Here is a 26,526-nt window from a genome sequence, read left to right as displayed (position 1 = left end):
AGTTGATTTGAAAACGAAAGAGGTCGTCCAAAATCCTGACTGTGAAAAAATTGTAGATCAGTATAATGGTTTCATGAAAGAGCATCGGAATTCATTAGATACTCAAAAGGAGTTGGCCGCACTTGGGGAATTATACCCTGAGTTTCTTGACCTTGAAGTTGAACCTAGCATGAACGAACAAGATATGGCTTTTGTTGTTTATAAAGCAAAGCGGAATTCAAAGAAAAAAATCGTAGCTAAGGTATCCTTAAAGAAAGCACAAATTTTCTGGCGGACTGTGTTGGAGCAGGAGGCCGACGATGAAGAGCCGGTGATGCTTTTCAAGGAGAATAATGCGGTCTATGCTGTAACCGGACGCAAGCAATATAAGATAGATGAACAGAATGGGCAACTGCTCTATCTTTATGATTATCAATATAATGAAAGACAAAAATAGCTGTTTTTTTGAGCAAAGACAAAGGCAAAAGGATAATTCCGGCTGCTTATTGACAAAACAGTCAAAAATCCTTATAATTTCAAGTGTCTAAAAGAATGGATTGACCAAAAGTACGTGGATGTAGAGACATTTCTCCTGGCTGAAAAGAAATGCCCGTATGTGTTGATTTTGCTCTCTTTTAATAATCGTGCTGGAAACAGTGCCGCAGATCCTGCGTTATCGGATCGTTTAAGAGGTAATGAATGTCAGGCGGCTTCATTGCAAACAAGGTGGTACCGCGAATTATCGTCCTTGTGTTGCAATGGAGAGCGCCTTTTTTATTGCGTCAACCGACAAAACTAAGCAAACCAAGAAAGAGGTCATCAGAGAATGAAGGAATTATCAAGTAGTCAAGTGCGTCAAATGTATTTAGACTTTTTCAAATCAAAAGGGCATTCGATCGAACCGAGTGCATCATTAGTGCCTGTCAATGATCCCACTTTATTATGGATCAACTCAGGTGTTGCCACATTAAAAAAATATTTTGATGGTTCAGTAGTTCCGGAAAATCCAAGAATCACGAATGCGCAAAAATCAATTCGGACAAATGACATCGAAAATGTCGGCAAAACTGCTCGTCATCATACGATGTTTGAAATGCTGGGGAACTTTTCGATCGGTGATTACTTTAAAAAAGAAGCGATCCACTGGGCTTGGGAATTTTTAACAGCACCAGAGTGGATGGCGTTTGATCCGGAAAAATTATATGTAACAGTTTATCCGAAAGATACTGAAGCAAAACGTATTTGGCATGAAGAAGTGGGCTTATCGATGGATCATATTATCGATATCGAAGATAATTTCTGGGATATTGGTGCAGGTCCTTGTGGTCCCGATTCTGAGATTTTTTATGATCGGGGAGAAAGCTTCAATGATGTAGCAGAAGATGATCCAGAAAATTATCCTGGCGGTGAAAATGAACGTTATTTAGAAATTTGGAACCTTGTATTTTCTGAGTTCAACCATCAAGCGGATGATTCCTACGAGCCATTACCACATAAAAATATTGATACGGGCATGGGGCTGGAACGTATGGTATCGATCGTTCAAAATGCGCCGACCAACTTTGAAACAGATTTGTTTATGCCGATCATCAAAGCAGTAGAAAAATTAAGTGGACAAGTCACTTATGGTCAATCACCGCAAACAGATATCTCATTTAAAGTCATTGCTGACCATATTCGTGCATTATCGTTTGCGATCGGTGACGGTGCGCTTCCTTCAAATGAAGGCCGCGGCTACGTGTTACGTCGTCTATTACGTCGTGCAGTCATGCACGGGAAAAAGCTTGGCATCAATGAAGCTTTCTTATATAAATTGGTTCCAGTTGTTGGCGAAGTGATGGTAAGTTATTATCCGGAAGTATTACAACAAAAAGAATTCATTGAAAAAGTTGTGCGTACAGAAGAAGAACGTTTCCATGAAACAATCAATGAAGGATTAGATATTTTAAATGAACTTCTAGCTAAAGTTAAAGCAGCTGATGAAGATACTTTGAACGGAAAAGATATTTTCAAACTTTACGATACGTATGGTTTCCCAGTAGAACTAACAGAAGAAGTCGCTGAGGATGAAGGGTTGAAAGTCGATCATGCTGGTTTTGAAAAAGAAATGGAAGCCCAACGTGAACGTGCTCGTTCTGCCCGCAGCAAAGAAACATCGATGGGTGTGCAGTCTGCTGTTTTAACGGATATCAAAGTAGAAAGCAAATTCGTCGGTTATACAGAATTACAGGCATCAAGTCAATTATTGATCATTTTGAAAGACGAAGAAATCGTGAATGAACTTTCGGACGGTACTGCTCAATTGATTTTTGCAGAAACACCTTTCTATGCTGAAATGGGTGGACAAGTTGCGGATAAAGGAACGATCAAAGATCAAAACGGAACGATCGTGGCTCATGTGGAAAATGTCCTAAAAGCACCAAACGGCCAATTCCTGCATACAGTTCAAGTAACAGGAACAGTAACTGAAGGAGCAACCTATGAACTTCATGTAGATGAAAAAATGCGCAATCGTATTTTGAAAAATCATACGGCAACTCATTTATTGCATCGTGCGTTAAAAGATATTTTAGGCGATCATGCAAATCAGGCAGGATCATTAGTCGCACCTGGACATTTACGTTTTGACTTCACTCACTTTGGACAGGTGACACCTGAAGAATTAGTGCAGATGGAAGCAATCGTCAATGAAAAAATTTGGGCAGCTCTTCCAGTTGAAACGATCGAAACGGATATCGATACAGCGAAAAACATGGGAGCAATGGCGCTCTTTGGTGAAAAATACGGCAAGGAAGTCCGTGTCGTGAATATTGACGGGTATTCAATTGAATTATGTGGTGGAACACACGTGAAAAATACAGAAGATATTGGTATTTTCAAAATTGTTTCTGAATCAGGGATCGGTGCTGGTGTGCGTCGAATCGAAGCTGTAACGAGTAAAGAAGCTTATGAACTGATGAATGAAGAAGAACAACAATTGAAAACTATTGCTGGAATCGTTAAGTCACCTCAACTAAAAGAAGTTGTGTCAAAAACAGAGCAATTACAACAACAATTACGTGAGCTGCAAAAAGAAAATGAACAGCTTGCAGGAAAATTAGCGAATCAACAAGCGGGAGATATTTTCAAGGATATCAAAGAAGTTGCAGGTACGACGTACATTGCGGCGCAAGTCAACGTGAAAGATATGAATCAATTACGACAACTAGCCGATCAATGGAAACAAAAGGAATTGTCAGATGTATTGGTTTTAGCAACAGCACAGGATGAAAAAGTTAGCTTGCTTGCTGCAATGACCAAATCAGCAAATGATAAAGGCTTGAAAGCTGGAGATTTGATCAAAGCGATCGCGCCGAAAGTTGGCGGAGGCGGAGGCGGCCGTCCGGATATGGCACAAGCTGGCGGTAAAAATCCAGCGGGGATTGCGGATGCGTTGAATGAAGTCACTAATTGGCTGACAAAATAACGTCTATTAATTTTTATTCTGAAGAGGATGGGACAGAAGTGTCAAACTCCGAGAAATAAGAGGGAATTCACGAAAATTGCTCTTCAAATTTTGTGAATTTCAGCTTATTTCCGAAGGAGTTGCTTCTGTTTCCACCGTTTATTAAGATTTAGAGAGCGAAACAAAACTGATTTTTAGTTTTGTCCCGCTCTCTTTCCTACGATTAGTCAAGAGAAAAATAAAGAAATAATCAAAGATATTTTAATCGTTTGTAGACGAAGGGAATATTTTAGAAAAAAGTTCACGATAAATAACCCTGATGAGTATGTTTTTTTCCAGCAGGGTGCTATAATCAAGTTATAAGACTTGGTCTTATTGGTCCATAGAGACCGTGTACGCATAGTCGTACTTTGTCTCATTCTTAATCATGGAGTAGAGACATTTTAGTAGTTTGTTCATACAGGCTACGGTCGCAACCTTATCCTTCTTGGGTAGAGGTTGCGTTTTTAATTTGTAATAGTAATCCACGATATGATTAGGTGCGGCAGCTTGTTGGCGAATCATATTTTTCACGGTGAAATAAAGGAGCTTTCGAGCCTTGGGGTTGCCACGTTTATTGATATGGTCTTGGGCTAGGTATTTACCAGATTGATACCTACGGGTATCTATCCCAACAAACGCATTCACTTTCTTATGATTTTCAAATCGGCGAATATCGCCAATTTCACCAATAATTAATGCGGCAGATACTTCACCAATCCCCGGAACACTTCGGTAAAGATCAAATTCTGGTAAGGGTCTTGTTTGTTCGATCAGTTGCTTAGACACCGTTTCTTTTGAGTGAAGAAGTTCTTTTAATTGGCGGGCGTAATAACGAACTTTCTGTACTTGAATGCTCGTTTTCGTCGTCGCTGGATAGGAAGTAGAAGCCAATGAAAGGAGCTGTTGCGCTTTTTCTAAGGCTTTTTTATCCGAAAGACGTTTGTCTGTGCTCTTTTTCAAAATATTTTTTATTTGAGTTTGACTAAATCCCGCTAAGCATTCTGGATGAGGGAACAGCTCGATAAGATTCAATGATAATTTTGACAATCGATTCGAAAAAAGGCGTTCCAATTCCGGAAAACTAAGTTGAAGAGCCGTGTGTAAGTACATTCTTAGTCGCTTGATTTCTGCTTCTATCTCTTGATAAAAGCGAGCTAAATCATGGGATTCTTCATAAATATCAGGTTGGAGTTTCTTAATTTTCCGCTCATACTGGCAGTGAGTTTGTGCTAGTCGATGTGCGTCTTGTTTATCCGTTTTAAGCACACGAAGACCGCTATCCAGCTGTTTTTTTGCTTCCAAAGGATTCAATAGACAATAAAGTAAGTGATTATTTTGACAAAAGGTTTCAATCACTCTTGAGTAAATACCGGTCGATTCAAATACGATACTAGGCAGTTCGGGTAACTGTTGAATTTCTTGAAGCAAATAATCAAAGCCAAATTTGGTATGAGTAATCTCTCCCTCGGAGAGACAACGCTCATCTTCGTAAAGCACGTGATAACTTTTCCCCATCGAAACATCTAATGCAAGTACATATGTCATACGTTCATCTTCTTTCTTTTTTTTTGAAAGGTACTTCACTGTTTCATTTCATGTCTAATTTCCTTAACACGAGCTCGAAGCCCCAACATACTTAAAACAGATTTTAAAATGACAGTGAAGGAGACCGTTTTTTTGTAGGGACTCGAAGTCCAAGAGAGCATGGTCGATCTTCCTTTCACTCTTTACTATAGACCTAAAAAAGGAAATAGAGGGTAAAGTCATCCGTCGGTGACTTTACCCTCTAATCTTAGTATGTTTTGTTTCGTTGTTTTTTATGATTCAGAGGTCTATTTCTTTCTTTTTTTTCATTTTGTTGTTAGATTTATTTTAATAAGTCTCATTTATATGTAATAGAGAGGTACTTAGAAAGTAGATTCACGGCTCTATTTTCAACGAAAGCGTTTTTTGAAAATTTTTTTGAAAATAGAAAAATAGGTATCCATTGATCAAACTAAACAACATTTTTTAAGAGAGTGAGGTTGAGCGAAATGAGTTCTGAAAAACATCCGGCACGATCTTTTGAAACAGGCGAAAATTTCGCCAGCCATACTTATTTTGGTTGTCATCCAAAAACGGTAGATGGCAAACAAGGCTTCGTCTTTAGAGTTTGGGCACCGAATGCGCAGCAAATTTGGCTAGTAGGTGATTTTAATGAGTGGGACCGTACGATACCATTGGTAAAAACGGAACAGCCGGCGATTTGGGAAGGATTTAGTGAACGGCCGCAAATTGGGGACCTTTATAAATATTTAGTTAAACAGAATAATGGTCGGGAAATTTATAAAATAGATCCATTTGCTATCGCTTTTGAAAAAAGACCGAATACTGCAGCGATCGTTCAAGCTGTAGATGAAAGGAAATGGACCGATCATACTTGGCGGAAAAGGCAGAAAAACCTAAATTCGTCTGAACGACCATTGAATATCTATGAAGTACATGCTGGTTCTTGGCAGGCGAAAGAAGATGGTACTCCATTGACGTTTAAAGAGTTTAAGGAGACATTGATTCCATATGTGAAAAAGCTAGGGTACTCTCATATAGAATTCATGCCATTGATGGAGCATCCGCTTGGCGCGTCTTGGGGGTATCAGCTAACCGGCTATTTTGCTCTCTGTTCCAATTATGGAACAAGGGAGGAATTCCAAGAGTTTGTGGAAGCTTGCCACTTAAACGATCTTGGCGTCATTATTGATTGGGTGCCGGGACATTTTTGCATCAATGATGATGGTCTGGCTTATTTTGATGGAAGCGCCCAATTTGAATATGCCAACGAGTTGCAAGCTAAAAACATCCGCTGGGGGGCGTTGAATTTTGATTTAGCTAAGCCAGAGATACAAAGCTTCTTGATTTCCAGCGCGCTTTATTGGATCGACACTTTTCATATCGATGGTATTCGGGTAGATGCTGTTTCGAACATGCTTTATCTAGATTATGATGAGCCAACTGAGGCTGCCATCGGCTCGGGTGATCATCGCAATTGGGCAGGTTTTTATTTTTTGCAGAAGTTGAATGCGGTGATAAAACAGAAGCATCCTGAGATCATCATGATTGCAGAAGAAAGTTCCTCCGAGATAAAAATTACTGGAAATATCTCAGATGATGCGTTGGGCTTTGATTATAAGTGGAATTTGGGCTGGATGAACGACACGCTTCGTTTTTATCAAATGGATGCAGCTTTTCGGAAGTATAATTTCCAGCGATTGACTTTCTCACTGATGTATATGTTCCAGGAAAAGTACATTCTTCCACTTTCCCATGATGAAGTCGTTCATGGAAAACGGAGCCTGATGCATAAAATGTGGGGCGATCGTTATAAACAGTTTGCCCAGCTTAGGAATTTATATATGTATCAAATGACTTTTCCGGGGAAAAAACTTTTATTTATGGGAAGTGAATGGGGACAATTTTTAGAATGGAAACATGATGAAGCGTTGGAATGGATCGATTTGAATGATGCGTTGAATCAGCGTATGCAGTATTTTACAGAAGTGCTCAATCGATTGTATACAGAAGAAAAAGCGTTGTGGGAGCTGGAGCAGTCCGAAAAGACGATCGAAATAATCGATGCAGACAATGCAGAAGCAACGGTTTTGAGCTTTATCCGAAAAGGAAAACGGAAAAACGATTTTCTGATCATTGCTTTAAATTTTTCTCCAGTCGAGCATAAGGAGTTTATTCTAGGTGTCCCATTTCCGGGAACATATCAAGAAGTGCTCAATACAGAAATGACCGATTTTGGAGGGACATGGACAAGAAAAAATCAAGATTGCCAAACGCAGAAAAAAAGCTTTAAAAGCTTTGAGTATCAAATACAAACGATCGTTCCTGCTTTGGGAGGAATCATCCTAAAACCAAAAGAAATCAATACTCGAATCAAATCATGAGTCTTTTAGAATAAGTCATCAAGGATTTACTTGTAAAATAATCAGACCTTGAAAGGGGAGAAGGGTGATTTTTGCCCGTAGACAAATGAGTACAGAAATGCTTGCAATGATTTTAGCAGGGGGACAAGGGACCCGTTTAGGAAAACTGACAAAAGAGATTGCCAAACCAGCAGTACCTTTTGGCGGAAGATATCGAATTATTGATTTTACTTTAAGTAACTGTGTAAATTCCGGCATCAAACATGTAGGTGTGGTCACACAATATCAGCCGCTTGCATTGAACAATCACATTGGAAATGGCGCTAGCTGGGGCTTGGATGGGATCGATGCTGGTGTAACTATTTTACATCCTTATTCTAGTACGGATGGCGAAAAATGGTTTGAAGGAACTGCCCATGCCATTTATCAAAATATTTCCTATATCGATCAGATGGACCCGCAGTATGTGTTGATTTTATCAGGGGATCATATTTATAAAATGAATTATGAAGCCATGTTAGAGGAACATATCGCAAATGGTGCTTCGTTGACTGTAGGTGTAATTGAAGTACCGTTAAAAGAAGCTTCTCGCTTTGGGATTATGAATACAGATGAACATGACCAAATCATTGAATTTGATGAAAAACCTGAAGAACCTAAAAGTAATCTGGCCTCAATGGGTATCTATATTTTCAATTGGGATCGCTTGAGAAGTGTTTTAATGGATAGTTCTTCTGATGAGGATCATTTACTGGATTTTGGTAAACATGTGATTCCTTCTTATTTAGAAGCGGGAGAAAAAGTTTATGCTTATCGTTTCAATGGTTACTGGAAAGATGTTGGAACGATCGATTCCTTATGGGAAGCAAGTATGGAATTTATTCAGTTAGATAATGAATTGAACATGCGAGATAAAAGCTGGCGGATGTTCTCCAAAAATATGATTTCTCCGCCACATTTTCTAACAGAAACAGCATCTGTCGCTCATTCTTTGATCGTGGATGGATGTTATGTTGCAGGCAATATTGAGAATAGTATTCTGTCGACGAATGTGGAAGTAAAAAGCGGTTCCACAGTAAAAAATAGTGTGATCATGCCTGGGGCTAAAATTGGCAGAAATGTCTGGATCGAAAATGCGATCATTGGGGAAAATGCGATTATCGGAGACGGTGCAGTAATCTATAAAGAAAATGAAATCAAAGTGGTTGGCTATTCCGAAGTAATAGGGGGAAAACAAGATGAAAACCAATAGCATGTGCGCTGTTTTAGGAAATATTTCAAGGTTTGAAGGGCTTTGGCCCTTGACTGAAAATCGACCGTTGGATACATTACCCTTTGATTGTAAATATCGTTTGCTTGATTTTCCTCTTTCAAGTATAGCCAATGCCAACATTCATTCGATTTTAATGGTGTTCAATGAAGGGGAGACTAGATCGGTATTCGACCATATCGGCGGGGGGAAAGAATGGAACTTAGATTCGGTTCAAAATAGCTATTTCGTGTATTTTTACCAAGACTTTTTAAAACAAAAAGCACAAGGTCTGCCATTTTTTGCTTCAATGATCGAGTATCTTCAGAAGGCTGAATCTGAGTATACAGTTTTTCTAGGCAGTAATCATTTATGCAATATCGATCTCAAAAAAGTATTAAAGCAGCATCTAAAGCAAAATAATAAGATGACGGTAGTCTATAAAAAAATGCCTAAAGGAAAAGTTTCTTTAGATGCCTCTATTATCAAATTGAATGATTCGGCGGAAGCATTGAGCGTAGACCGATTAGATGAGCAAGTCCATGAAACAGAGTTCGTAAACCTTTGTATGGATATGTATATCGTTCAAACCGATTGGCTGATCAAGCAATTAGAAGCAGGGCAAAAAAAGGAAGATTCTCCAAGCATCTATACTTTTTTGCAGCAAAAAATCAAAGAAGAAACGACGACTGCTTACGAATATACTGGCTATTTAAGTGACATTTATAACGTGAAATCCTATTATCAAGCGAATATGGATATGCTGGATCCAAAAAATTTCAAGGACTTACTATATTCAGGACAAAAAATTTACACAAAACTCAAAAATGAAGTGCCAACCTTTTATTCACAGGATTCTAAAGTAAAAAATAGTCAATGTGCCACTGGCTGTATCATTGAAGGAGAAATAGAGAATTGCTTAGTTTCAAGACGTGCTGTGATCAGAAAAGGAACAGTTATCAAGCATTCGATCATCATGGCCAATGCGAAAATCAAGGAAAACGTTCAGATCGAATATGCTATTTTAGATAAAAATATCACGATCGAAGCGGGCATAAAAATTATAGGAACAAAAGATCAGCCAGTGATCATTCAAAAAAATCAAGTTGTGACTGCTGATATTATTGGAGGTGAAATGGCATGAAGGTTTTGTTTGCCTCTGCAGAATGTGCCCCATTCTTTAAAACTGGCGGATTGGGTGACGTCGCGGGAGCATTACCTAAAGAACTGGTACAAAAAGGAGTGGAGATTTCAGTTGTACTGCCTTTTTTTACAAAGATGTCCGAAATATATAAAAATCAATGTGAGGAGGTTTGCGATTTTTATATAGAAGTAGGCTGGAGACATCAATATTGTGGGATCAAACGTCTAGTATTGGAAGAAATTACGTATTATTTTATCGATAATCGCTATTACTTTGATCGTGATCATCTTTATGGCTATCAGGATGATGCAGAACGTTTTGCTTTTTATTCATTAGCGATCATTGAAATGCTGCCTAAACTAGAGTTTAGACCAGATGTGATCCATGTCAATGACTTTCACAATGCGATGGTGCCATTTTTACTAAAAGAGAAATATCAAGAGATAGACTTTTACCATTCTGTGAAAACAATGTTGACGATTCATAATATTGAATTTCAAGGTGCGTACAGCAAGGAGTTATTGCTAGACCTATTTAATCTAGAGCTAGAGCATTTTTATAATGGTTCTATTCGTTTAAATGATGGCATCAATTATTTGAAAGCTGGAATCATTTACGCTGATCTTGTGACCACAGTCAGTCCAAGCTATGCGAAAGAAATCCAAACCAAGGCGTTTGGCTTTGGGCTTGATGGTATTTTGCGATTGGAAAAAAATAAATTGAGTGGGGTTTTAAATGGGATCGATACGCAAGTATATGACCCAAAAACAGACGAGCAACTCACCTATCATTTTTCGGTTTCTGATTTAGTAGGCAAGAAACAAAATAAACAAATGCTTCAACAGAAAATGAATTTGCCGCTTCACCCAGATGTTCCACTGATCGGGATCGTGAGTCGATTAACTCATACAAAAGGATTTCACTTACTTTTAGAGGAGCTAGCTCGTTTATTAGAAAAAGAGGTTCAAATTGTTTTACTGGGAACAGGAGATCCTGACATCGAAAAGTCTTTCCGCTCTTTTGCTACGCAATACCCGCATAAGCTGAGTGCAAATATATCGTTTGATGTATCTTTGGCTCAGCTGATCTATGCAGGCGCCGATTTATTCATGATGCCATCAGCTGCGGAGCCCTGCGGCTTATCTCAAATGATCGCGATGCGCTATGGGACATTGCCGATTGTTCATGAGGTTGGTGGATTGAAAGATACAGTCGTTTCGTTTGATCCAGTTACGAATTCCGGGACAGGTTTTAGCTTTTCAACGTTTGATGCTGATTCTTTGTTATCTACTACAGTGACAGCGTTGAACCTCTATCAAAATGATCAAGAAGTCTGGACAAAGATGATGAAGCAGGGAATGGCAAAAGATTTTAGCTGGAAAAAATCAGGACAGAACTATTTAGAGCTGTACAAGCAACTCTGGGATAAAAAAGAAGAGTAGTAAACGATCAGCTATGCTAAGAAAGAAATGAGTCATCACTACTGATTTATTGCTAGAGACTATTGATTTTTATTGACGAGACAAAAAAAACAAGGTATACTCTTAGCGAGAAATGAATAGTCAAAGAAAGCCATAGAGGTGTTTTTGTGAGTGTAAGTATCTAACTTAAGGAAATGAATAGCTGGAGAATAAATGACCATTTTTAGATGGCTTCTTTAGCATACTTATGTTTGATACCTATCTTACCTCTTATCAATGGCCGATCTACTAGATGATTTATGGTCTATATTTATTGATGTTTTGGGATGAAGGGAATCTTCATCCCTTTTTTTCATGAATAAATACTGAAATCATTTAAAAGGCTAAATTTTTTGATCTATTCATTTAAAGATGGGTGTCTCTAAAAAGAAGGAGAGACCAATGAATAAAGAAACATATATTAAAACACAATTTACGACAATCAAAGAAAAATTGATGACTTATGCGATCAGTTCTTATGGCAAAGAACGAATCGAGCAATTGAAGCCGAGCAGTCGTATTGAGGTCGTTGAAAAACGTCTTCAAGAAACAGCGGAAGCGAAAGCTTTGCTGATGGCGAATCTGCATGTTCCATTTATGGGACTGAACAACATTGAACATCTAACGAAACAAGTAGAAAAAGGTTTTGTTTTAGAGCCTAAAGAATTGGTGAACTACGCGGACTTTATTCGCAGCAGTCGATTGATCCAATCCTTTATGCAAAAAAATCAATTTATTGCACCATTACTTGCGAAATATAGTGAAGCGCTGCATGTTTTTCCGATGATCGAAGATGAAATCTACCAAGTGATCCGTAATAACCAAGTCGAAACAGATGCTAGTCGTGAGCTATGTAAAATCCGTAAGAGCCTGCAGGAATGTGAAAAGGAAATTGAGTCAAAGCTGAATAGTTTTATGCGAAATACACAAAATAAACCAAAACTTCAAGAAGCGATCATCGTGAAAAAAAATGATCGTTTCACTGTTCCGATCAAAGCCAGCTATAAAAATCAAATTGCTGGTACTATTGTTGAAGCATCGTCCAAAGGCACGACTGTTTTTATCGAACCCGTGGCTGTAGCCAAGCTGAATGATAAATTGTACCAGCTGAAAATGGAAGAAGCGACAGAAGTCTATCAGATCCTTTCAACGTTGACTGGGATGATTGCTGAACAAATGGAGAGCATACAATCAAACATTGAGATAGTCGCACAATATGACATGATTTTTGCTAAAGCTAAATTTAGTCGGGAAATCAATGGTATCGAACCTAAAATCAATAGAGATGGAATCATTGAATTTGTCAATGTAAAACACACTTTATTGGGAGAGACAGCGGTTCCTTTGAACCTGTCACTAGGCAAAGAGTATCGCGGACTAACGATCACCGGACCAAATGCTGGAGGAAAAACAGTGGTTTTAAAAACTGTTGGATTGACCAGCTTACAAACGATGATCGGTCTGCAAATCATTGCGGATGAAGGGACGAAGATTGCGTTGTTCGATCAAATTTTTGTAGACATCGGTGATCAGCAAAGTATCGAAAATGCTTTGAGTACCTTCTCAGGTCACATGCATAACATCTCTGAGATTCTTGCGAGAACCAAGAAAAATAGTTTGATTCTATTGGATGAAATCGGCAGTGGGACAGAACCTAATGAAGGAGCGGCTTTAGCGATCGCCATTATGGAAGCTTTTTATCGAAAAGGCAGTCTGCTGATCACAACGACCCATTATGGTGAAATCAAACGTTTCTCTGAACTGCACGAAGATTTTTTGACAGCAGCAATGGCTTTCGATTCAGAGCGCTTAACACCAAAATATCAACTGATCCTCGGCGAAACTGGAGAGAGCAATGCTTTTTGGATCGCGAACAAAATGAAGCTGGATGCTAACGTTGTGAAGCAAGCGCAAAAATATTTACATGACCGCAATTATCGAACTGAGAAAACCTTGTTTGCCAGTAAAGAGAAAAAACAAATCGAAACTCATTTTCCTACCTATGAAAAAGGGGATCGAGTATTTTGGACAGAGCAAAAGAAAATTGGGTTGATTTATGAAATACCTGAAATGTCTGATGAAGCAGTTATTTATGTAGATCAACAAAAGATCACTGTGCACAAACGACAGTTGAAGTTAGATAGAAGCGCGAAAGAATTGTATCCGCCAAATTATGATCTGGATTCTCTATTTGAAAACTTCCAAGAACGGAAAAAACGCAAAGACTTAGAACGAGGCTCGAAAAAAGCGCACAAGCAGCTAAGGAAAGAAATGCAGCAAAGACAAGCCAAAAGAGCAGCAGAGGAAAAGCGCTAAATGAAAAAATAAAGGCGCAAAATAAATAGCTTCTACGTTTTCTTCCTGTTTTTTCAATGGTATAATACCCATGGAGGATTAAGACGAATGAATGAAAATCAATTATCAAAACGTTTGGAGCGTGTAGGTGAATTAGTACCTGAACATAGCCGCTTGGCAGATATCGGTTCAGATCATGCGTATTTACCTGTCGCGTTAGTATTACAAAAAAAAATTACATTTGCAGTTGCCGGTGAAGTAGTAGAAGGACCGTATCAAGCAGCCAAGAAACAAGTACGAAAGAATGGCTTAGAAGAGCAAATCACTGTTCGTTTGGCGGATGGATTAGCTGCTGTAGAAACGGCTGACCAAATTTCAGCTGTGACGATTTGCGGAATGGGCGGCGCTTTGATCCGCGATATTTTAGACGCTGGTTGGAAGAACCAGCGTCTAGCCGGAAATGAGCGTCTGATCCTACAACCTAATATTGGAGAAAAAACGCTTCGTGATTGGTTGACAGTACATGGCTATACTATACTTGAAGAAGATATCATAGAAGAAAATAAAAAAATCTATGAAATCATTGTGGCGAAAAGAGAGACGACTAGAATTGCTTATTCTGAAAAAGAACGACGGTTTGGTCCGATTTTACTAAACAAGCGTTCAGAAGTGTTTCAAAAAAAATGGCAGCGTGAGCTGAAACAAAGAGAAACTATTTTGGCGCAGCTGGAAAAAGCTACTGGAGACCCGCAAGAAAAAATCGTACAACTTCAAAAGGAAATCCTTGAAATTCAGGAGGTATTGTCGAATGAGTCTTAATGGAAAAGAATTTATTGAGCATTTTGAAGCCTATTGTCCTCAATGGCTGGCGGAACCGGGAGATCCAGTTGGCTTGCATATCGGTACATTGAATAAAGAAGTCAACCGAATCATGGTAACGTTGGATGTGCGTCCGGAAGTTGTAGCAGAAGCGGTCGAAAAGCAAGTAGATCTGATCATTGCTAAACATCCGCCGATTTTTAGAGCGGTCAAGCGTCTTGATACCGATGATCCGCAGACAAAAATGTATGCTGATCTGCTTAAGCATGACATTGCCGTATTTGCGGCACACACGAATATGGATATTATCGACAACGGGTTGAATGACTGGTTTTGTGAATTGCTGGAAATCGAGAATACAACCTATTTGACAAAAACTCATACGGTAGCCTATAAAAAATTAGCAGTCTTTGTACCGGTCGAGTCTGCACCGCAAATGCGTCAGGCGTTAGGTCAAGCCGGCGCTGGCTCACAAGGTGATTATCAGAATACTAGCTATTCATTGATTGGAACGGGAAGATTTACACCGCTTGAAGGAGCAGATCCAACAATCGGACGTATCGGTCAGGAAGAAGCGGTTCAAGAGGCAAAAATCGAAGTGATTTTTCCGGAAACGATCCAAGCGGATGTCATTGAAGCAATGCTTAAAGCGCACCCGTATGAAGAACCTGCTTATGACGTATATACGATCGAAAATATGACGAAGGAGTTTGGTCTTGGACGTGTCGGTGAGCTGCCAAAAGCAATGATTTTTAGTGAATTTGTTGAGAAGATAAAGCATGTTTTTGACTTAGAGGGCTTGAGGATTGTTTGTGCAGATGAGGAACAAATGATTCAGCGTGTTGCAATCTGCGGCGGCAGCGGTGAAAAATTTTTCCGTGATGCGATCAAAAAACAGGCAGATGTCTATATTACGGGTGATGTTTACTACCACACGGGTCATGATATGCTGACAGAAGAGTTGGCTGTCATCGATCCGGGGCACTATATCGAACAATTATGCAAACCAAAATTGGTCGAGCTATTCAATCAATGGAAAAAAGCATATAATTGGGATGTGACCTTTATTGAATCACAGGTGGATACCAACCCATTTCAATTTAGATAAAAAGGAAAGAAGGAACTGAACCGATGTATGAAAATCTATTACCGCGCTTTTTGCGCTATGTAAAAACAGAAACACGCTCAAATCCTAAGAGCGAAACAACTCCGTCTACACAGACTCAAGTTGCATTTGCTCAAACACTGAAAAAAGAATTAGAAGAGCTTGGCATGAGTGATGTCACATACAACGAAACAAACGGTTTTGTGAGTGCCACTTTACCAAGCAATATCGAAAAAGAAGTTCGTTCGATCGGCTTTATTGCGCACATGGATACGGCAGATTTCAACGCAGTTGATGTGAATCCGCAAATTCTTGAAAACTACGACGGAGAATCAACGATAAAATTAGATTCAGAAGGGAAGTTTACACTGAACACAACAGACTTTCCTAATTTAAAAAATTATGCAGGTCAAACGTTGATCACCACAGATGGTACGACATTACTTGGTGCTGATGATAAATCAGGTATTGCAGAAATTATGACGGCTATGGAAATCTTGATCAAGAATCCATCGATCAAGCATGGAACGATTCGTGTTGCTTTTGGTCCAGATGAAGAAATCGGTGTTGGCGCAGATAAATTTGATGTTGAGCAGTTCAATGTTGATTTTGCCTACACGATGGATGGCGGTCCAGTGGGTGAATTACAATATGAAACCTTCAATGCCGCACAAGCAGATATCACGATCCAAGGAAAAAATGTCCATCCGGGTACGGCTAAAAATACAATGATCAATGCGCTGCAGTTAGCGATCGATTTTCATAATCAGCTGCCTAAAAATGAAGTACCAGAAAAAACAGATGGCTATGAAGGTTTTTTCCACTTAGCAGATTTGAGCGGAACGCCTGAAGAAGCTAAAATGACGTATATCATCCGTGACCATGACCGCGAAAAATTTGAAGCGCGCAAAGCCTTGATCACAAAGGTTCAGGAGATCATCAATCAGCCTTTTGACCAAGAACGTGTCCAAATCAACTTATATGATCAATACTACAACATGGGAGAGATCATCGAAAAAGATATGAGCATTATTGAATTAGCTAAAAATGCGATGATCGAGTTAGAAATCGATCCTGTGATCGAACCTGTTCGTGGTGGAACGGACGGATCTAAAATATCTTATTTGGGAATACCTACACCAAATATATTTGCTGGCGGCGAAAATATGCATGGTCGTTTTGAATTCGTTTCTCTACAGGCGATGGAAAAAGCAACGAATGTGATTGTGAAAATTGCCGAGAATAACGCCAAATAATAGCTAATAATAGCAAAAAATCGAATTAGGGAGTACAGTTACATAAACGTGACGTACTTCCTATTTTGATGGGAGAAAATACGGAAGGAGAGGAACACAATGGAACGTGTAATGATTCTTTTTAATGAAACCTCAGGAAAAGACGAAGGAAAAGAGTTGGCAGAAAAATTTGTCGACTATGCTAAAAATCATGGGCAAACGAACGCACATTTTTTCTTAGAGCAAGTAGGACCAGATTGTGACAGTGATAAAACAGTGGAAAAAGCCAAAAATGAAAAGATCGATACATTGATTTTTATTGGCGGTGACGGTACGATCAATCATAATGTAGCAGACTTCAAGGAGCAGTTGCCTGATTTGAATGTTGGTTTGCTTCCAGGAGGGACAGTCAATAATATGGCGAGGGTTTTAAATATCCCTTTAGACTTTGAAGCGGCTGCAGAAGTGATTTTAAATGGGAATACCCGAAAGATCGACTATGGTATGATCAATGATAAAGTGATCGTGAGTACGATGACGATCGGGATCTTAGCAGATACAGCGGCTAGGATCAGTCAAAAGGAGAAGCAAAAATATGGAAAGTTGATTTTCATTAGAAATTTTTTCAAGCTGTTAGCAAAGAAAAAAAGATATCGTCTGTCGATCAAGACAGAAAAAGAAAATTGGCGTGGGAAAACACAGCTTGTCACAGTCACAATGACAAATTCAGTTGGTGGTTTTACGAATTTCGATGATTCAGCATCGCCAGATGATGGGTTGTTCCATATGACGATCTTGCCTAAATTGAATTTTTTTAAATTAGCATTCTATCTGCCTAAAATTATTTTAGGAAAAGTTTATGAAGTCCCAGGTATCTATTATCTGAGCGCTTCACAAATAGAGATTTCTAGTTATTCGGATAAGACGGTCGGTACGCGAGTCGATGGAGATCCTAGCGAGGATTTGCCAGTTAAAATGAAAGTTGTCAAACATGGGATGACGGTATTAGTCCCCGAAAGTCAAGAAGGCTAAGCTATAAAATTGTTTAATTACCTTTACAATTTGTGCTCTTTCGAGGTATGCTAGTAGCAGATTGGTTGTGGAGGAGAAGGTATGATGGGTTTGTTGAGGCATTTGCCATGGGTTTATTTAGTGATTGTCAATGTATTTGAATTTTTTGCAATGTATTTAGATAAAAAACGAGCGGAGAAAAAACGCTGGCGGGTCCCTGAATTCGATCTTTTGTTTATTGGAATCATTGGTGGAGGAATTGGCGGATTGCTGGCGCAGCAGCTGTTTCATCATAAAACTCGGAAATTACGCTTTTATTTTTTCTTTATCTTTGGTACACTTGTAGCTATTGCAATTATCTGTTTTAGTTATCAAGGATAGTAGTGAAAACAATTGTTAGTTGGGAGAAACTATGAAAAGCAATTCTAAAACAAAAATTTTCTTTAACATCGGTTTACTAGCTATTTTTATTGGAGTTATCATTTACGTAATGGACAATTCGTTGAGTGATATTTTTGCTCAATTGATGGAAACGAGCTGGCTCGTTTTATTATTAGTGATTATATTCGGCGTTGTTTATCAACTTGTTGAAGGTCGTTCGATCAAAGAGATCGCGGGACATTTTCAAAAGGATTTCAGCAGTAAGGATGGTTTTTTTACTTCTTGTTATGTGGCTTTTTATCGAGTGATCTCATTTGGGACTGGGACCCTTCTTTCGGAAATTTACTTTTATAAGAAAAAAGGGCTGGCTGTGTCTCAAGGGATCGGGGTAACAGCTTTACACATGATCATGTATAAGCTTGCTGTGATTTTTTGGGCAATTCTAGGACTGATTTTTCAATTTTCGTTGTTCTATGAGCGCTCTCCTAAAATGATTCCATTTATTTTGATCGGTGTGATTTTGACTGGAATGATCATCCTTTCATTATTGGTACTTTCAAGTAGTATCAATCTTCAAATTATTTTGATTATTTGGGCGAATAAGTTCTTTAAGCGCAAAGCCTTACGTGATTGGGTGGATAAATGTAATTTACAAATTTATTCATTGAGAGAAACCGTACAAACGATCATCAAAGACCGCTCAGCGATGCTTCTGATTTTTGGCTGGAATGTTGTCAAGCTGCTTTTTTGGTACGTGATTCCGTATATTGTTTTAGTAGAAAATCATCCAACTGTCGATTTTCTATTAGTCTTTTCGTTTACTAGTTTTGCCGTTATTTTGTCAGGTGTATTTCCAACACCAGCTGGGATCGGACCTTTTGAATTCGTTTATTTACTGTTATTCAAACCATTAGTAGGCACAGTGGATGCAGTGTCATCATTGTTACTGTATCGTTTTGGCAGTTTTGTCTTGCCATTTTTGATCGGGTTTATTTTTGTTGTGATCGAGAAAAGAAGAGAGATCCAGTCAGAGCTGCATGCAGTAAGAAAAGAAAAAAGAGAAACATTGGAAGATGACTAATAATAAACAGTGTCAGTCCAGAAAATATACAGCAATTTCTAGCAAAAAGAATCATCGAAATTTTAACGATCGATATTATTATCTGATCGAGTTCGGATATTTTAGAGATGCTTCAAGATCTAATCAAGTTTGAATACAAATGTCACAAAGCCCCTGGCGATACATGAATACTAAATTCATGTGTCGCCAGGGGCTCTTTTACTATCCGTTATGTTTTGCTTTTTTATTTCTACTTACGAAAAAAATGGTTGATCCAGCTAATAAAAAGCTACCGCTGATTAAGAAAAACAAAGTTCTCTGTTCTCCTGTTTTTGGTAAGCTATCAGGCTTTTTACTTACGTTATAAGTAGTACTCGTTGTTTCTGGCTGATTTTTACTACTGTTTGATGTTTGACTTGTCTCGATCGTTTCATTTGTCGTTGATTCTACGTTGCTGGATATGGAAGACTCTACTTCGCTACTGGTACTTTCAGAAGTTAGGTCTGTCGTTGTTTCTTCAGTGGTTGTTTCTGATGTTTCCTCTGTCGAGGTATCGCTTGTTTGAGAAGATTCACCAGGTTCTCCCGTACCACTGCCTCCACCTCCTATAGCTGGTGTTTCTGCTTCGATTATTACAGGCTCTCCTTCACCATCAGCCTCAAGAATCGCTTTATTTCGATAAGGTAAATTAGGATCAGCTAATTTATTTGAAAGAAAAGTTAATGAAACAGCTTGATTCAATGTGCCTAGATCGATGATGAAACTGTCTGCTGCTGTACTGATTTTGGCAGGATCGATTGCTTCTTGTTCTTGAAAGATTTGTGTTGTCTTATCATAGGTTCCAAGAGCCGCCTGAACGAAAAATCCTTCGTCAAACTGCTGATCGGGACCAAGTATATCAGTGAGTACAGTGTTTGTAATATATTTTGAATCTGGATTGATAATAATATTCCAAACAGCAGCTGTATTGTCATAGTTATTCCAGCCGACCATATTCATTACCCAATCTGAATTTTCCACAGTACTTGATCCACGCGCATAAAAAATGATTTCACCCTGACGGTTTGCTGTGTGAGATTCATAATATGGACCAAAAGTCGCTGTGACTGTATTGGTAAGATCATCTCCCGTGATCGTCAGGATCACGGTTCCGTCAGCAGCTGTAATATCATAAGAAAAACTAGAAGCGATCAGACAATTTGCGGGTACGTCTAAACGCATCGTATCGCCCGAAGTGATCGTAACTTCATTAGGAACTGCATAAGGGAAAGTGAGCGAAACATTTTGATGATAGCTGATCTCAGTCTGTTCATCAACGATCTTGTTGCCAACTATGATCGTTGGATTTGAAACATACAAGTTGTCAAAATCCACATTTGCATAAGCAGTTTTAGTAAAGAAGATACTAAAAATCAAGCATGAAATAAGTGGTAAAACCAATTTTTTAGCGTGCATTAGTTAACCTCCAATAAATTATTAGTAAAACAAGTCTTTATTAGTCATACTGATCGAACGAATGGTCTTTAGCAGAAGCCAAAGAGGAACCTAAAATTTGAGCAGATGATTCTTTACTTGTTTGATAGAAAAAAATCTTTGCTTTTTCACATAGCGTGCGTTCATTTTCATTAGTCAATTGTGTGTGATGATACAGTATAGAAAAAACAGCTCCAAGCTCTGATGTTATGGATTCTTCGTAATTTAAATGTAAGTTGTCTTGTAGCTGGGTAAGGAATTGTTCATCGATTTTATGGGAAAAGGTAATCGTATTACTGTTACTGATGATTCCAGTACAGATGAACGCTTCTTTTTCTTCGTGATAAAAATGAACAAAAGTTGTTGCTTGAATATCCTGAACAGCAATCAACTGAATTTGACTGATTTTTGATTGAGACAGCACGAGACCGCTCAAACTCATTTTCAAATTAGATAAAAGCAGCTTTTTCTTGTCAGCATCTAAAAAAGATGTGGATAAATTTTCAGTTGAACATGTAGATGGATGTTCGTTCAATTGCATTTTCTCTTCAGGCTTGAAAAAAAATATCCCCATGAGCTTTCCTAAGATGATACTAAATAAAATAATAATAAGTGGAAAAATTGAAAATAATCTTTCGTCAAAGAGGTGATTCATTTTATTTAATAGAAACATTTTCTTCCCTTGTCGTTTTGAACCAGGATGTTTTCCCCAATAGTTGACGAGTGAATGCTAGAACAATACTGGGGATCGTCAAAAAGATATAAATATACATAAGCATTCCTCCTATATAGCTTCTGATTTTTGGCGAATTATCGATCATATCAATTTTAGTTGTTGCATTAATATAGCGTTTGGTAAATGAAAGTCCAGGATAAATAGTTATAAGAAACATGATGGTGATAGTAAAAAATGAACGCAAGGTAGCACCATCTAATAAAGCCCGACAAAGAAGTTCAATAGAAATGATCACGATGATACTATTCAGTAGATTAAGATAAGGTTGTATCAGAAAGAAGAGCATCTCTAGTTTTCCAGAACCTGTCAGTGAGGTCGAGGTGATCACTTTTCTAATATAGGAATGACATTGTAGACTACCTTGGATCCAGCGGCTTCTTTGCTTCAAATAGCGTCTATAGCTTGTCAATCCTTGCTGATAAATAACCAGTTGATCCGAATAAACTAGTCGATCTTTATTTAATAGCAAGCGAATGGTTAGATCATAATCTTCGAGTAAACAATCTGTCCATGGTGTTTCAGATAATTTCTTTAGTGAAGATAAACGAGTGAATTGACCATTCCCCCCTAAGCCCACCGTTTTTGTTTTCATTCTAAATTTTTGCATAGCGCCAATAACCTCATAAAATTCGATATCCTGTAATAATGAAAGGATATTTCCCTGTTTATAGTTGTTGATGATTCGTACTCGTGCTTGAATACCATGGATCGTCGGATGACTAAAAATTCGATCAGCTATTTCAAATGCATTGGGGCACAAAAAACCATCGGCATCTAAAATGGTAATGATAACGTTTTCTGGATCAGCGTGAGAATAATCTTTAAGAATCCTTTGGTAAGCAGTATTCAAGGAGTGGCCTTTTCCTTTTTGAGCATTCGGTTTGTGCTTTTCAATCAGGTTGATTCTTGGATCATTGAAATCATTTACTATTTTTATCGTATCATCAGATGAATCGTCATCAATAACGTAGATGGCCAAATTAGGTAACGAAAAATCCAATAAGGAAGAGAGCGTAGCCCGAATGACCTTATCTTCATTGAAACAAGGAATCACGACTACATATTGTAAAGTCGGACTCATCAGCCCGGCATTTTCGATATATAGTTCATCCGCATGTTTAATGATCGTAATATAAATATAGTAGATACTGATCAAAATTAAAGAAATAGTATAAATAATAGGCAAAATGCGCCTCCTTCACTGTTTGTAGTACTTTATCAATGGAAAATATGTGTTGTTAAGTCGACTATATGTATGATATCACATAAAAATAGGATAAATTATCAGTTTATTTGTCAATTAATCAAAATAATGAGAATGTATTTTTACTTATTATTTATTCTGATCGATAAAGTAAGAAGCTTATAGTTGAAAATTGGTTACATGATTAAGTTAAAGGACATTTTTAGAAGCAGTTGTTTAGGAATCTTAGTGTTTTAAAAACTGTTATTTCTTGACAGTAAGTAAAAACACAAATAATGAAAAGAAAAAAATTTAGCTAGTATAATAGCTTACTGCGTAAAGTAGAAAAGTAGTCCAGTTCGTCTTTTTATAATGTAAAGGTTAGCTAGCTATTTTCTGAAGGATTAGAAAGATGATGATTTGATGAGAGGGTAAGAGGCGGTTGTCTTTTTATGATCTCTTTTGTTTACAGCACCTTTTTCTGATTATATAAGACACTGGTCATCAAAAATGATTTTTGTAAATTAGAAAAAACGAATGTATTATTATTAATCTAATAAATTGCTGATAAAATCAACATTTCCCCAGAGAAGTGCTTGTTTAAAAATGCGAAAATGATTATGATTAAAAAGATATTTTATACATCATAGAATGAATAGGAGTGATTCGATGGAACAAAAGCAATTACGTTGGTTTACTGTAGGTTTAATTGCTTTTAACATGGTTTGGGGATTAGGAAATGTTGTGAATAACTATGCACAACAGGGAATCTCTGTTGTAACATCATGGTTTTTGATTTTGGTCTTATATTTTATTCCTTATGCGTTGATCGTCGGTCAATTAGGTTCAACGTTTAAAGACAGCAGCGGGGGGGTCAGCTCTTGGGTGCAAAACACTAGTACTAAACGGTTAGCATATTATGCTGCCTGGACGTATTGGGTCGTACACATCCCATATCTAGCACAGAAGCCGCAATTAGTTTTGATCGCCTTTGGTTGGGCGATTCAAGGAAATGGCAATATTGTAAGTAATTTTTCTGTTGTAGGGATCACATTGATTTCTTTAGCGATCTTTTTGATCTTTTTACTACTATCAACAAAAGGTTTGATGACCCTAAAAGTCATTGGTGGAATGGCCGGGACAGCTATTTTCGTAATGTCTATGCTGTTTATATTATTAGCGATCGGTGCACCTATGATGAACTCGACTGTTGAATTTGCAACACCTCATATGGATAAAGTCAGTACGTATATTCCTAAATTTGATTTTAGCTATTTTACGACTGTCTCCATGCTAGTCTTTGCAGTCGGAGGAGCGGAAAAGATTTCTCCTTATGTAAACTCAATGAAAAATCCATCAAAAGAATTTCCAAAAGGAATGATCTTTTTAGCAGCAATGGTTGGTGTTTCTGCTGTTTTAGGTTCATTTGCGATGGGGATGCTATTTGCAAGTAATAACATTCCGGAAGATTTAATGGCCAATGGTGCCTATACTGCTTTCCAACTTTTAGGAGAGTATTATGGTGTTGGAAATTTACTAATGATCATTTATGCTATCACAAATGGTATTGGACAAATTTCAGCCTTAGCCTTTTCGATCGATGCTCCACTGCAAATTCTTTTAGCAGATGCTGATCCTGAATTTGTACCGGAAGCCTTGCGTAAAAGAAGTAAAAAAGGAACATTGGTCAACGGCTACTTATTAACGGGTATTCTAGTAAGTATCATCATCGTATTACCGATGTTTGGTATTGAAAATATTCAAGAGCTTGTAAAATGGTTGACTAACTTAAACTCTGTTGTAATGCCGATGCGTTATCTATGGGTATTCTTTGCCTATATGATGTTGAATAAAGCGTATAAAAATTACAGTTCAGAATATAAATTCATCAAGAATCCGAAAATCGCCTTTGGTTTTGGATTGTGGTGTTTCTTGTTTACTGCTTTCGCTTGTATTTTGGGGATGGTGCCAAAAGTAGATTTTGCGGCAAATCCTAAAGCTTGGTTTTTCCAATTAGCTTCAAATGTCATTACGCCTGTTGTGCTGATTTTATTAGGGATGATTTTACCTGCACTTGCACGTCGGGATAAAAAGAAAGAAAACGCATAACCGGAATAAAAGAGAGAAAATGCTAAAGTAGAGCATTTTCTCTCTTTTTTTTTAATATCAGCTAAATAAAGGAACCAAAGTGAAAAATAGAAACGTGATGCTTGATACTTTTATGATAACTAAACATTTCTGATGCAGGAATTCCTCAATTGGCGAATAAAAAAATAAATAAATGTTGTTTAAATGTATGTATTATCTGTGTTTTTCGTTTAATTGAAGATATTTGTAAAAAAATGAGAACAATTTTACGAATTTATCGGTATAATAGAATGGAAACTGTGTTCTTTTTTCTAAAAAAATGATACGATTTATAAAGGAAAAAAATTGAGGAAGTGAGAACGATTAGTAAACGACAACGTCAATCAGAAAAAGAAGAACGGTCAACAGTTCTCTGTAAAGAGGTTGATCCGGATTATTTAGGCCGTGAAGTGTATGCCGATGATGTAGAAACTCCATACGCTTTTTATCTGGTTCGAAAGCTGAACCTAGCAAAAGATTATCAAAATTTAGCTGAAGGAGAAGCTTTTTTTGATGCGATTTGTGATAGCTGGGATGAAACAGAAGATTTTGAAGAACTAGTAGTAAAAAAAATCTATATGTATGTCGAAACAGAAGTGATGTATTATACTCTGTTGATGGGTAGTTTCGAACCGACAAGAAGAGAATTACGAATGAATCTGAAAAAATGGTTTGAAGAAATCACGCTGGAGCCAACTGAACGTTCTCTAGTTTCTAAAAGCCAGTCTGAGTTGAACACAGGTGAGATTCAGGGAATGATGAAACAAATGATCGAAACATCAAATGAGATTTTTCGTTTGCGCAAAATGATCAATGAGCTGACTGAAACAATTAATTCAAGTCAAATGCAGCTGCAAAATAAACAGAGTCATCCAGTCATATCAAGAAATATCCAAACCATTCACCTAAAAAGAGCACAGCCTCTAGTGATCGAGGAAGAAAAAAAGGATACAGAAACACCAGCGGAACCTTCAGAGGTTGCCGTAGAAGCTGAATTTATCGATGAGACTGAAACACCAGAGACGTTAGAAGAAGTCCAAACAAAAACAGAAGATGAGGCAGCAAGAGAACCTGAAAAAAAGTTGGCGAACGAATTGGCGGAAAAACCAGTTCAAGAAGATTCCCCAGCAGAAGAACCTACAGTTTATCCAAATCAAGAAGTAGAAGATAAGACAGAGGAAGTAGAACCTTCAGTTTCAAAAAAAGAACGAAATACAATAAAGCTCAAACGCAATAAATCAGCGCTAGAGCCAAAACCTGTAGTGGATGAAAATGAGGTGAAAAGCCCAGCCTTTACACCTGTTGATCTGTCTTCGTTAGTTTTCAAGAAAAAGAATACAAAAAAGGCCACACCAAGTAACTGGCCGCGTTTTTCAAAACTGCTTAAGAGTAGTAAAACAGTAGATGCGCCTGCGAAAATTCCTAATTTCTCTAAAACAGAAATGGAGAATTTAGAAGATGAAATCTATTTACGTTTTATGAATAAACGGATGCGCTTAGGTGCTAAGAAAAATCATGTTCAAAAGAAAAGCATCTTGCGTTCTGAATTATTAGCACAAATCAATCAGGCGGAATATTTAAATTATTCTTGGGGACAGGTCGTTCGTTTACGTAAAGAAGATGTATTGATTTGCGGGCGCCTTAGCTGCGCTAGTTTGGTTTCTTCTTTAGATGAATTTTTACAAGAAATGCGTGAACTTGCATACAGTCGTTCTTTATTTGGGAAGAAAGTTCGTTGTTCTGTTGATTTATTACGCCGTTTGGAAGGGTATATTTTAATGGATCAATATATGCAAAATCTAAGCTTGATGCCTGTCGAAAAATAAATTTTTGATCGTATTCAGCCTAAAAATGATAAGTGGCGGTTAAAAGGC

General features: G+C 37.8%; 19 protein-coding genes. 15 read left to right on the top strand and 4 right to left on the bottom strand.

Translation table 11 applies throughout. The features are described 5' to 3' along the window. Positions 1-7 precede the first annotated feature (7 nt). Positions 8-436 carry a hypothetical protein gene (locus IGI58_RS01660; protein ID WP_429954810.1) on the top strand — a complete coding sequence of 143 codons (429 nt, stop codon included), beginning with the start codon at positions 8-10 and terminating at the stop codon, positions 434-436. 369 nt (positions 437-805) lie between these two features. Next, positions 806-3,445, top strand: a complete 2,640-nt coding sequence (gene alaS / locus IGI58_RS01655; protein WP_225534385.1) for an alanine--tRNA ligase — start codon at positions 806-808, stop codon at positions 3,443-3,445. Between the two features lie 351 nt (positions 3,446-3,796). On the opposite strand, the gene IGI58_RS01650 is transcribed toward alaS, so the two are convergent. Continuing rightward, positions 3,797-5,011, bottom strand: coding sequence for an IS110 family transposase (locus IGI58_RS01650; RefSeq protein WP_429954812.1), 1,215 nt, complete (start codon positions 5,009-5,011; stop codon positions 3,797-3,799). A gap of 488 nt (positions 5,012-5,499) precedes the next feature. Here IGI58_RS01650 and glgB point away from each other — a divergent pair, with 488 nt between their 5' ends. The 11 genes from glgB (at position 5,500) to IGI58_RS01595 (ending at position 19,154) form a co-directional block, all read left to right on the top strand. Beyond that, a complete protein-coding gene (gene glgB / locus IGI58_RS01645) occupies positions 5,500-7,395 on the top strand; it encodes a 1,4-alpha-glucan branching protein GlgB (protein WP_429954814.1) in 1,896 nt (631 codons plus the stop codon). Between the two features lie 85 nt (positions 7,396-7,480). Continuing rightward, positions 7,481-8,626 (top strand): glucose-1-phosphate adenylyltransferase, encoded by a 1,146-nt coding sequence (locus IGI58_RS01640; RefSeq protein ID WP_429955394.1) that lies wholly within the window; start codon positions 7,481-7,483, stop codon positions 8,624-8,626. Continuing rightward, entirely contained in the window at positions 8,613-9,767 is a 1,155-nt protein-coding gene (glgD, locus tag IGI58_RS01635) for a glucose-1-phosphate adenylyltransferase subunit GlgD (protein ID WP_429954816.1), read from the top strand. Before IGI58_RS01640 ends, glgD begins: the two co-directional genes overlap by 14 nt. Beyond that, positions 9,764-11,209: a glycogen synthase GlgA gene (gene glgA / locus IGI58_RS01630; RefSeq protein ID WP_429954818.1), complete on the top strand. Its 1,446-nt coding sequence runs from the start codon at positions 9,764-9,766 to the stop codon at positions 11,207-11,209. Before glgD ends, glgA begins: the two co-directional genes overlap by 4 nt. Positions 11,210-11,629: 420 nt before the next feature. After that, positions 11,630-13,543 (top strand): endonuclease MutS2, encoded by a 1,914-nt coding sequence (locus tag IGI58_RS01625; protein ID WP_429954820.1) that lies wholly within the window; start codon positions 11,630-11,632, stop codon positions 13,541-13,543. An 87-nt stretch (positions 13,544-13,630) separates the two neighbouring features. Beyond that, positions 13,631-14,341, top strand: coding sequence for a tRNA (adenine(22)-N(1))-methyltransferase (locus IGI58_RS01620; protein WP_429954822.1), 711 nt, complete (start codon positions 13,631-13,633; stop codon positions 14,339-14,341). Continuing rightward, complete coding sequence (locus IGI58_RS01615) at positions 14,331-15,449, top strand: Nif3-like dinuclear metal center hexameric protein (protein WP_429954824.1); 1,119 nt, start codon at positions 14,331-14,333, stop codon at positions 15,447-15,449. The genes IGI58_RS01620 and IGI58_RS01615 overlap by 11 nt, the downstream gene beginning before the upstream one ends. A 23-nt stretch (positions 15,450-15,472) precedes the next feature. Beyond that, positions 15,473-16,702, top strand: a complete 1,230-nt coding sequence (gene pepT / locus IGI58_RS01610) for a peptidase T (protein WP_429954826.1) — start codon at positions 15,473-15,475, stop codon at positions 16,700-16,702. Between the two features lie 99 nt (positions 16,703-16,801). Beyond that, complete coding sequence (locus tag IGI58_RS01605) at positions 16,802-17,713, top strand: diacylglycerol/lipid kinase family protein (RefSeq protein WP_225534393.1); 912 nt, start codon at positions 16,802-16,804, stop codon at positions 17,711-17,713. An 81-nt stretch (positions 17,714-17,794) separates the two neighbouring features. After that, positions 17,795-18,073, top strand: coding sequence for a DUF1294 domain-containing protein (locus IGI58_RS01600; protein WP_225534394.1), 279 nt, complete (start codon positions 17,795-17,797; stop codon positions 18,071-18,073). Positions 18,074-18,104: 31 nt separating this feature from the next. Beyond that, on the top strand, positions 18,105-19,154 hold the full coding sequence (locus IGI58_RS01595) for a lysylphosphatidylglycerol synthase transmembrane domain-containing protein (RefSeq protein WP_087641382.1): 1,050 nt from the start codon (positions 18,105-18,107) through the stop codon (positions 19,152-19,154). Between the two features lie 201 nt (positions 19,155-19,355). On the opposite strand, the gene IGI58_RS01590 is transcribed toward IGI58_RS01595, so the two are convergent. The 3 genes from IGI58_RS01590 to IGI58_RS01580 form a co-directional block, all read right to left on the bottom strand. After that, entirely contained in the window at positions 19,356-20,588 is a 1,233-nt protein-coding gene (locus IGI58_RS01590) for an Ig-like domain-containing protein (protein WP_429954829.1), read from the bottom strand. Between the two features lie 40 nt (positions 20,589-20,628). After that, entirely contained in the window at positions 20,629-21,180 is a 552-nt protein-coding gene (locus IGI58_RS01585) for a hypothetical protein (protein ID WP_429954831.1), read from the bottom strand. A gap of 82 nt (positions 21,181-21,262) precedes the next feature. Beyond that, on the bottom strand, positions 21,263-22,528 hold the full coding sequence (locus IGI58_RS01580; protein WP_429954833.1) for a glycosyltransferase: 1,266 nt from the start codon (positions 22,526-22,528) through the stop codon (positions 21,263-21,265). Positions 22,529-23,194: 666 nt separating this feature from the next. On the opposite strand from IGI58_RS01580, the gene IGI58_RS01575 reads away from it, so the two are divergent. Both IGI58_RS01575 and IGI58_RS01570 read left to right on the top strand, forming a co-directional pair. Further along, positions 23,195-24,634: an amino acid permease gene (locus tag IGI58_RS01575; protein WP_429954835.1), complete on the top strand. Its 1,440-nt coding sequence runs from the start codon at positions 23,195-23,197 to the stop codon at positions 24,632-24,634. 332 nt (positions 24,635-24,966) lie between these two features. Further along, positions 24,967-26,478, top strand: a complete 1,512-nt coding sequence (locus IGI58_RS01570; RefSeq protein ID WP_429954837.1) for a hypothetical protein — start codon at positions 24,967-24,969, stop codon at positions 26,476-26,478. Positions 26,479-26,526: the final 48 nt, after the last annotated feature.

Origin of the sequence: Enterococcus sp. AZ020, assembly GCF_050499205.1 — a bacterium.
GTDB lineage: Bacteria > Bacillota > Bacilli > Lactobacillales > Enterococcaceae > Enterococcus_L > Enterococcus_L dunnyi.
This window is presented reverse-complemented; position numbering and strand designations above follow the sequence as displayed.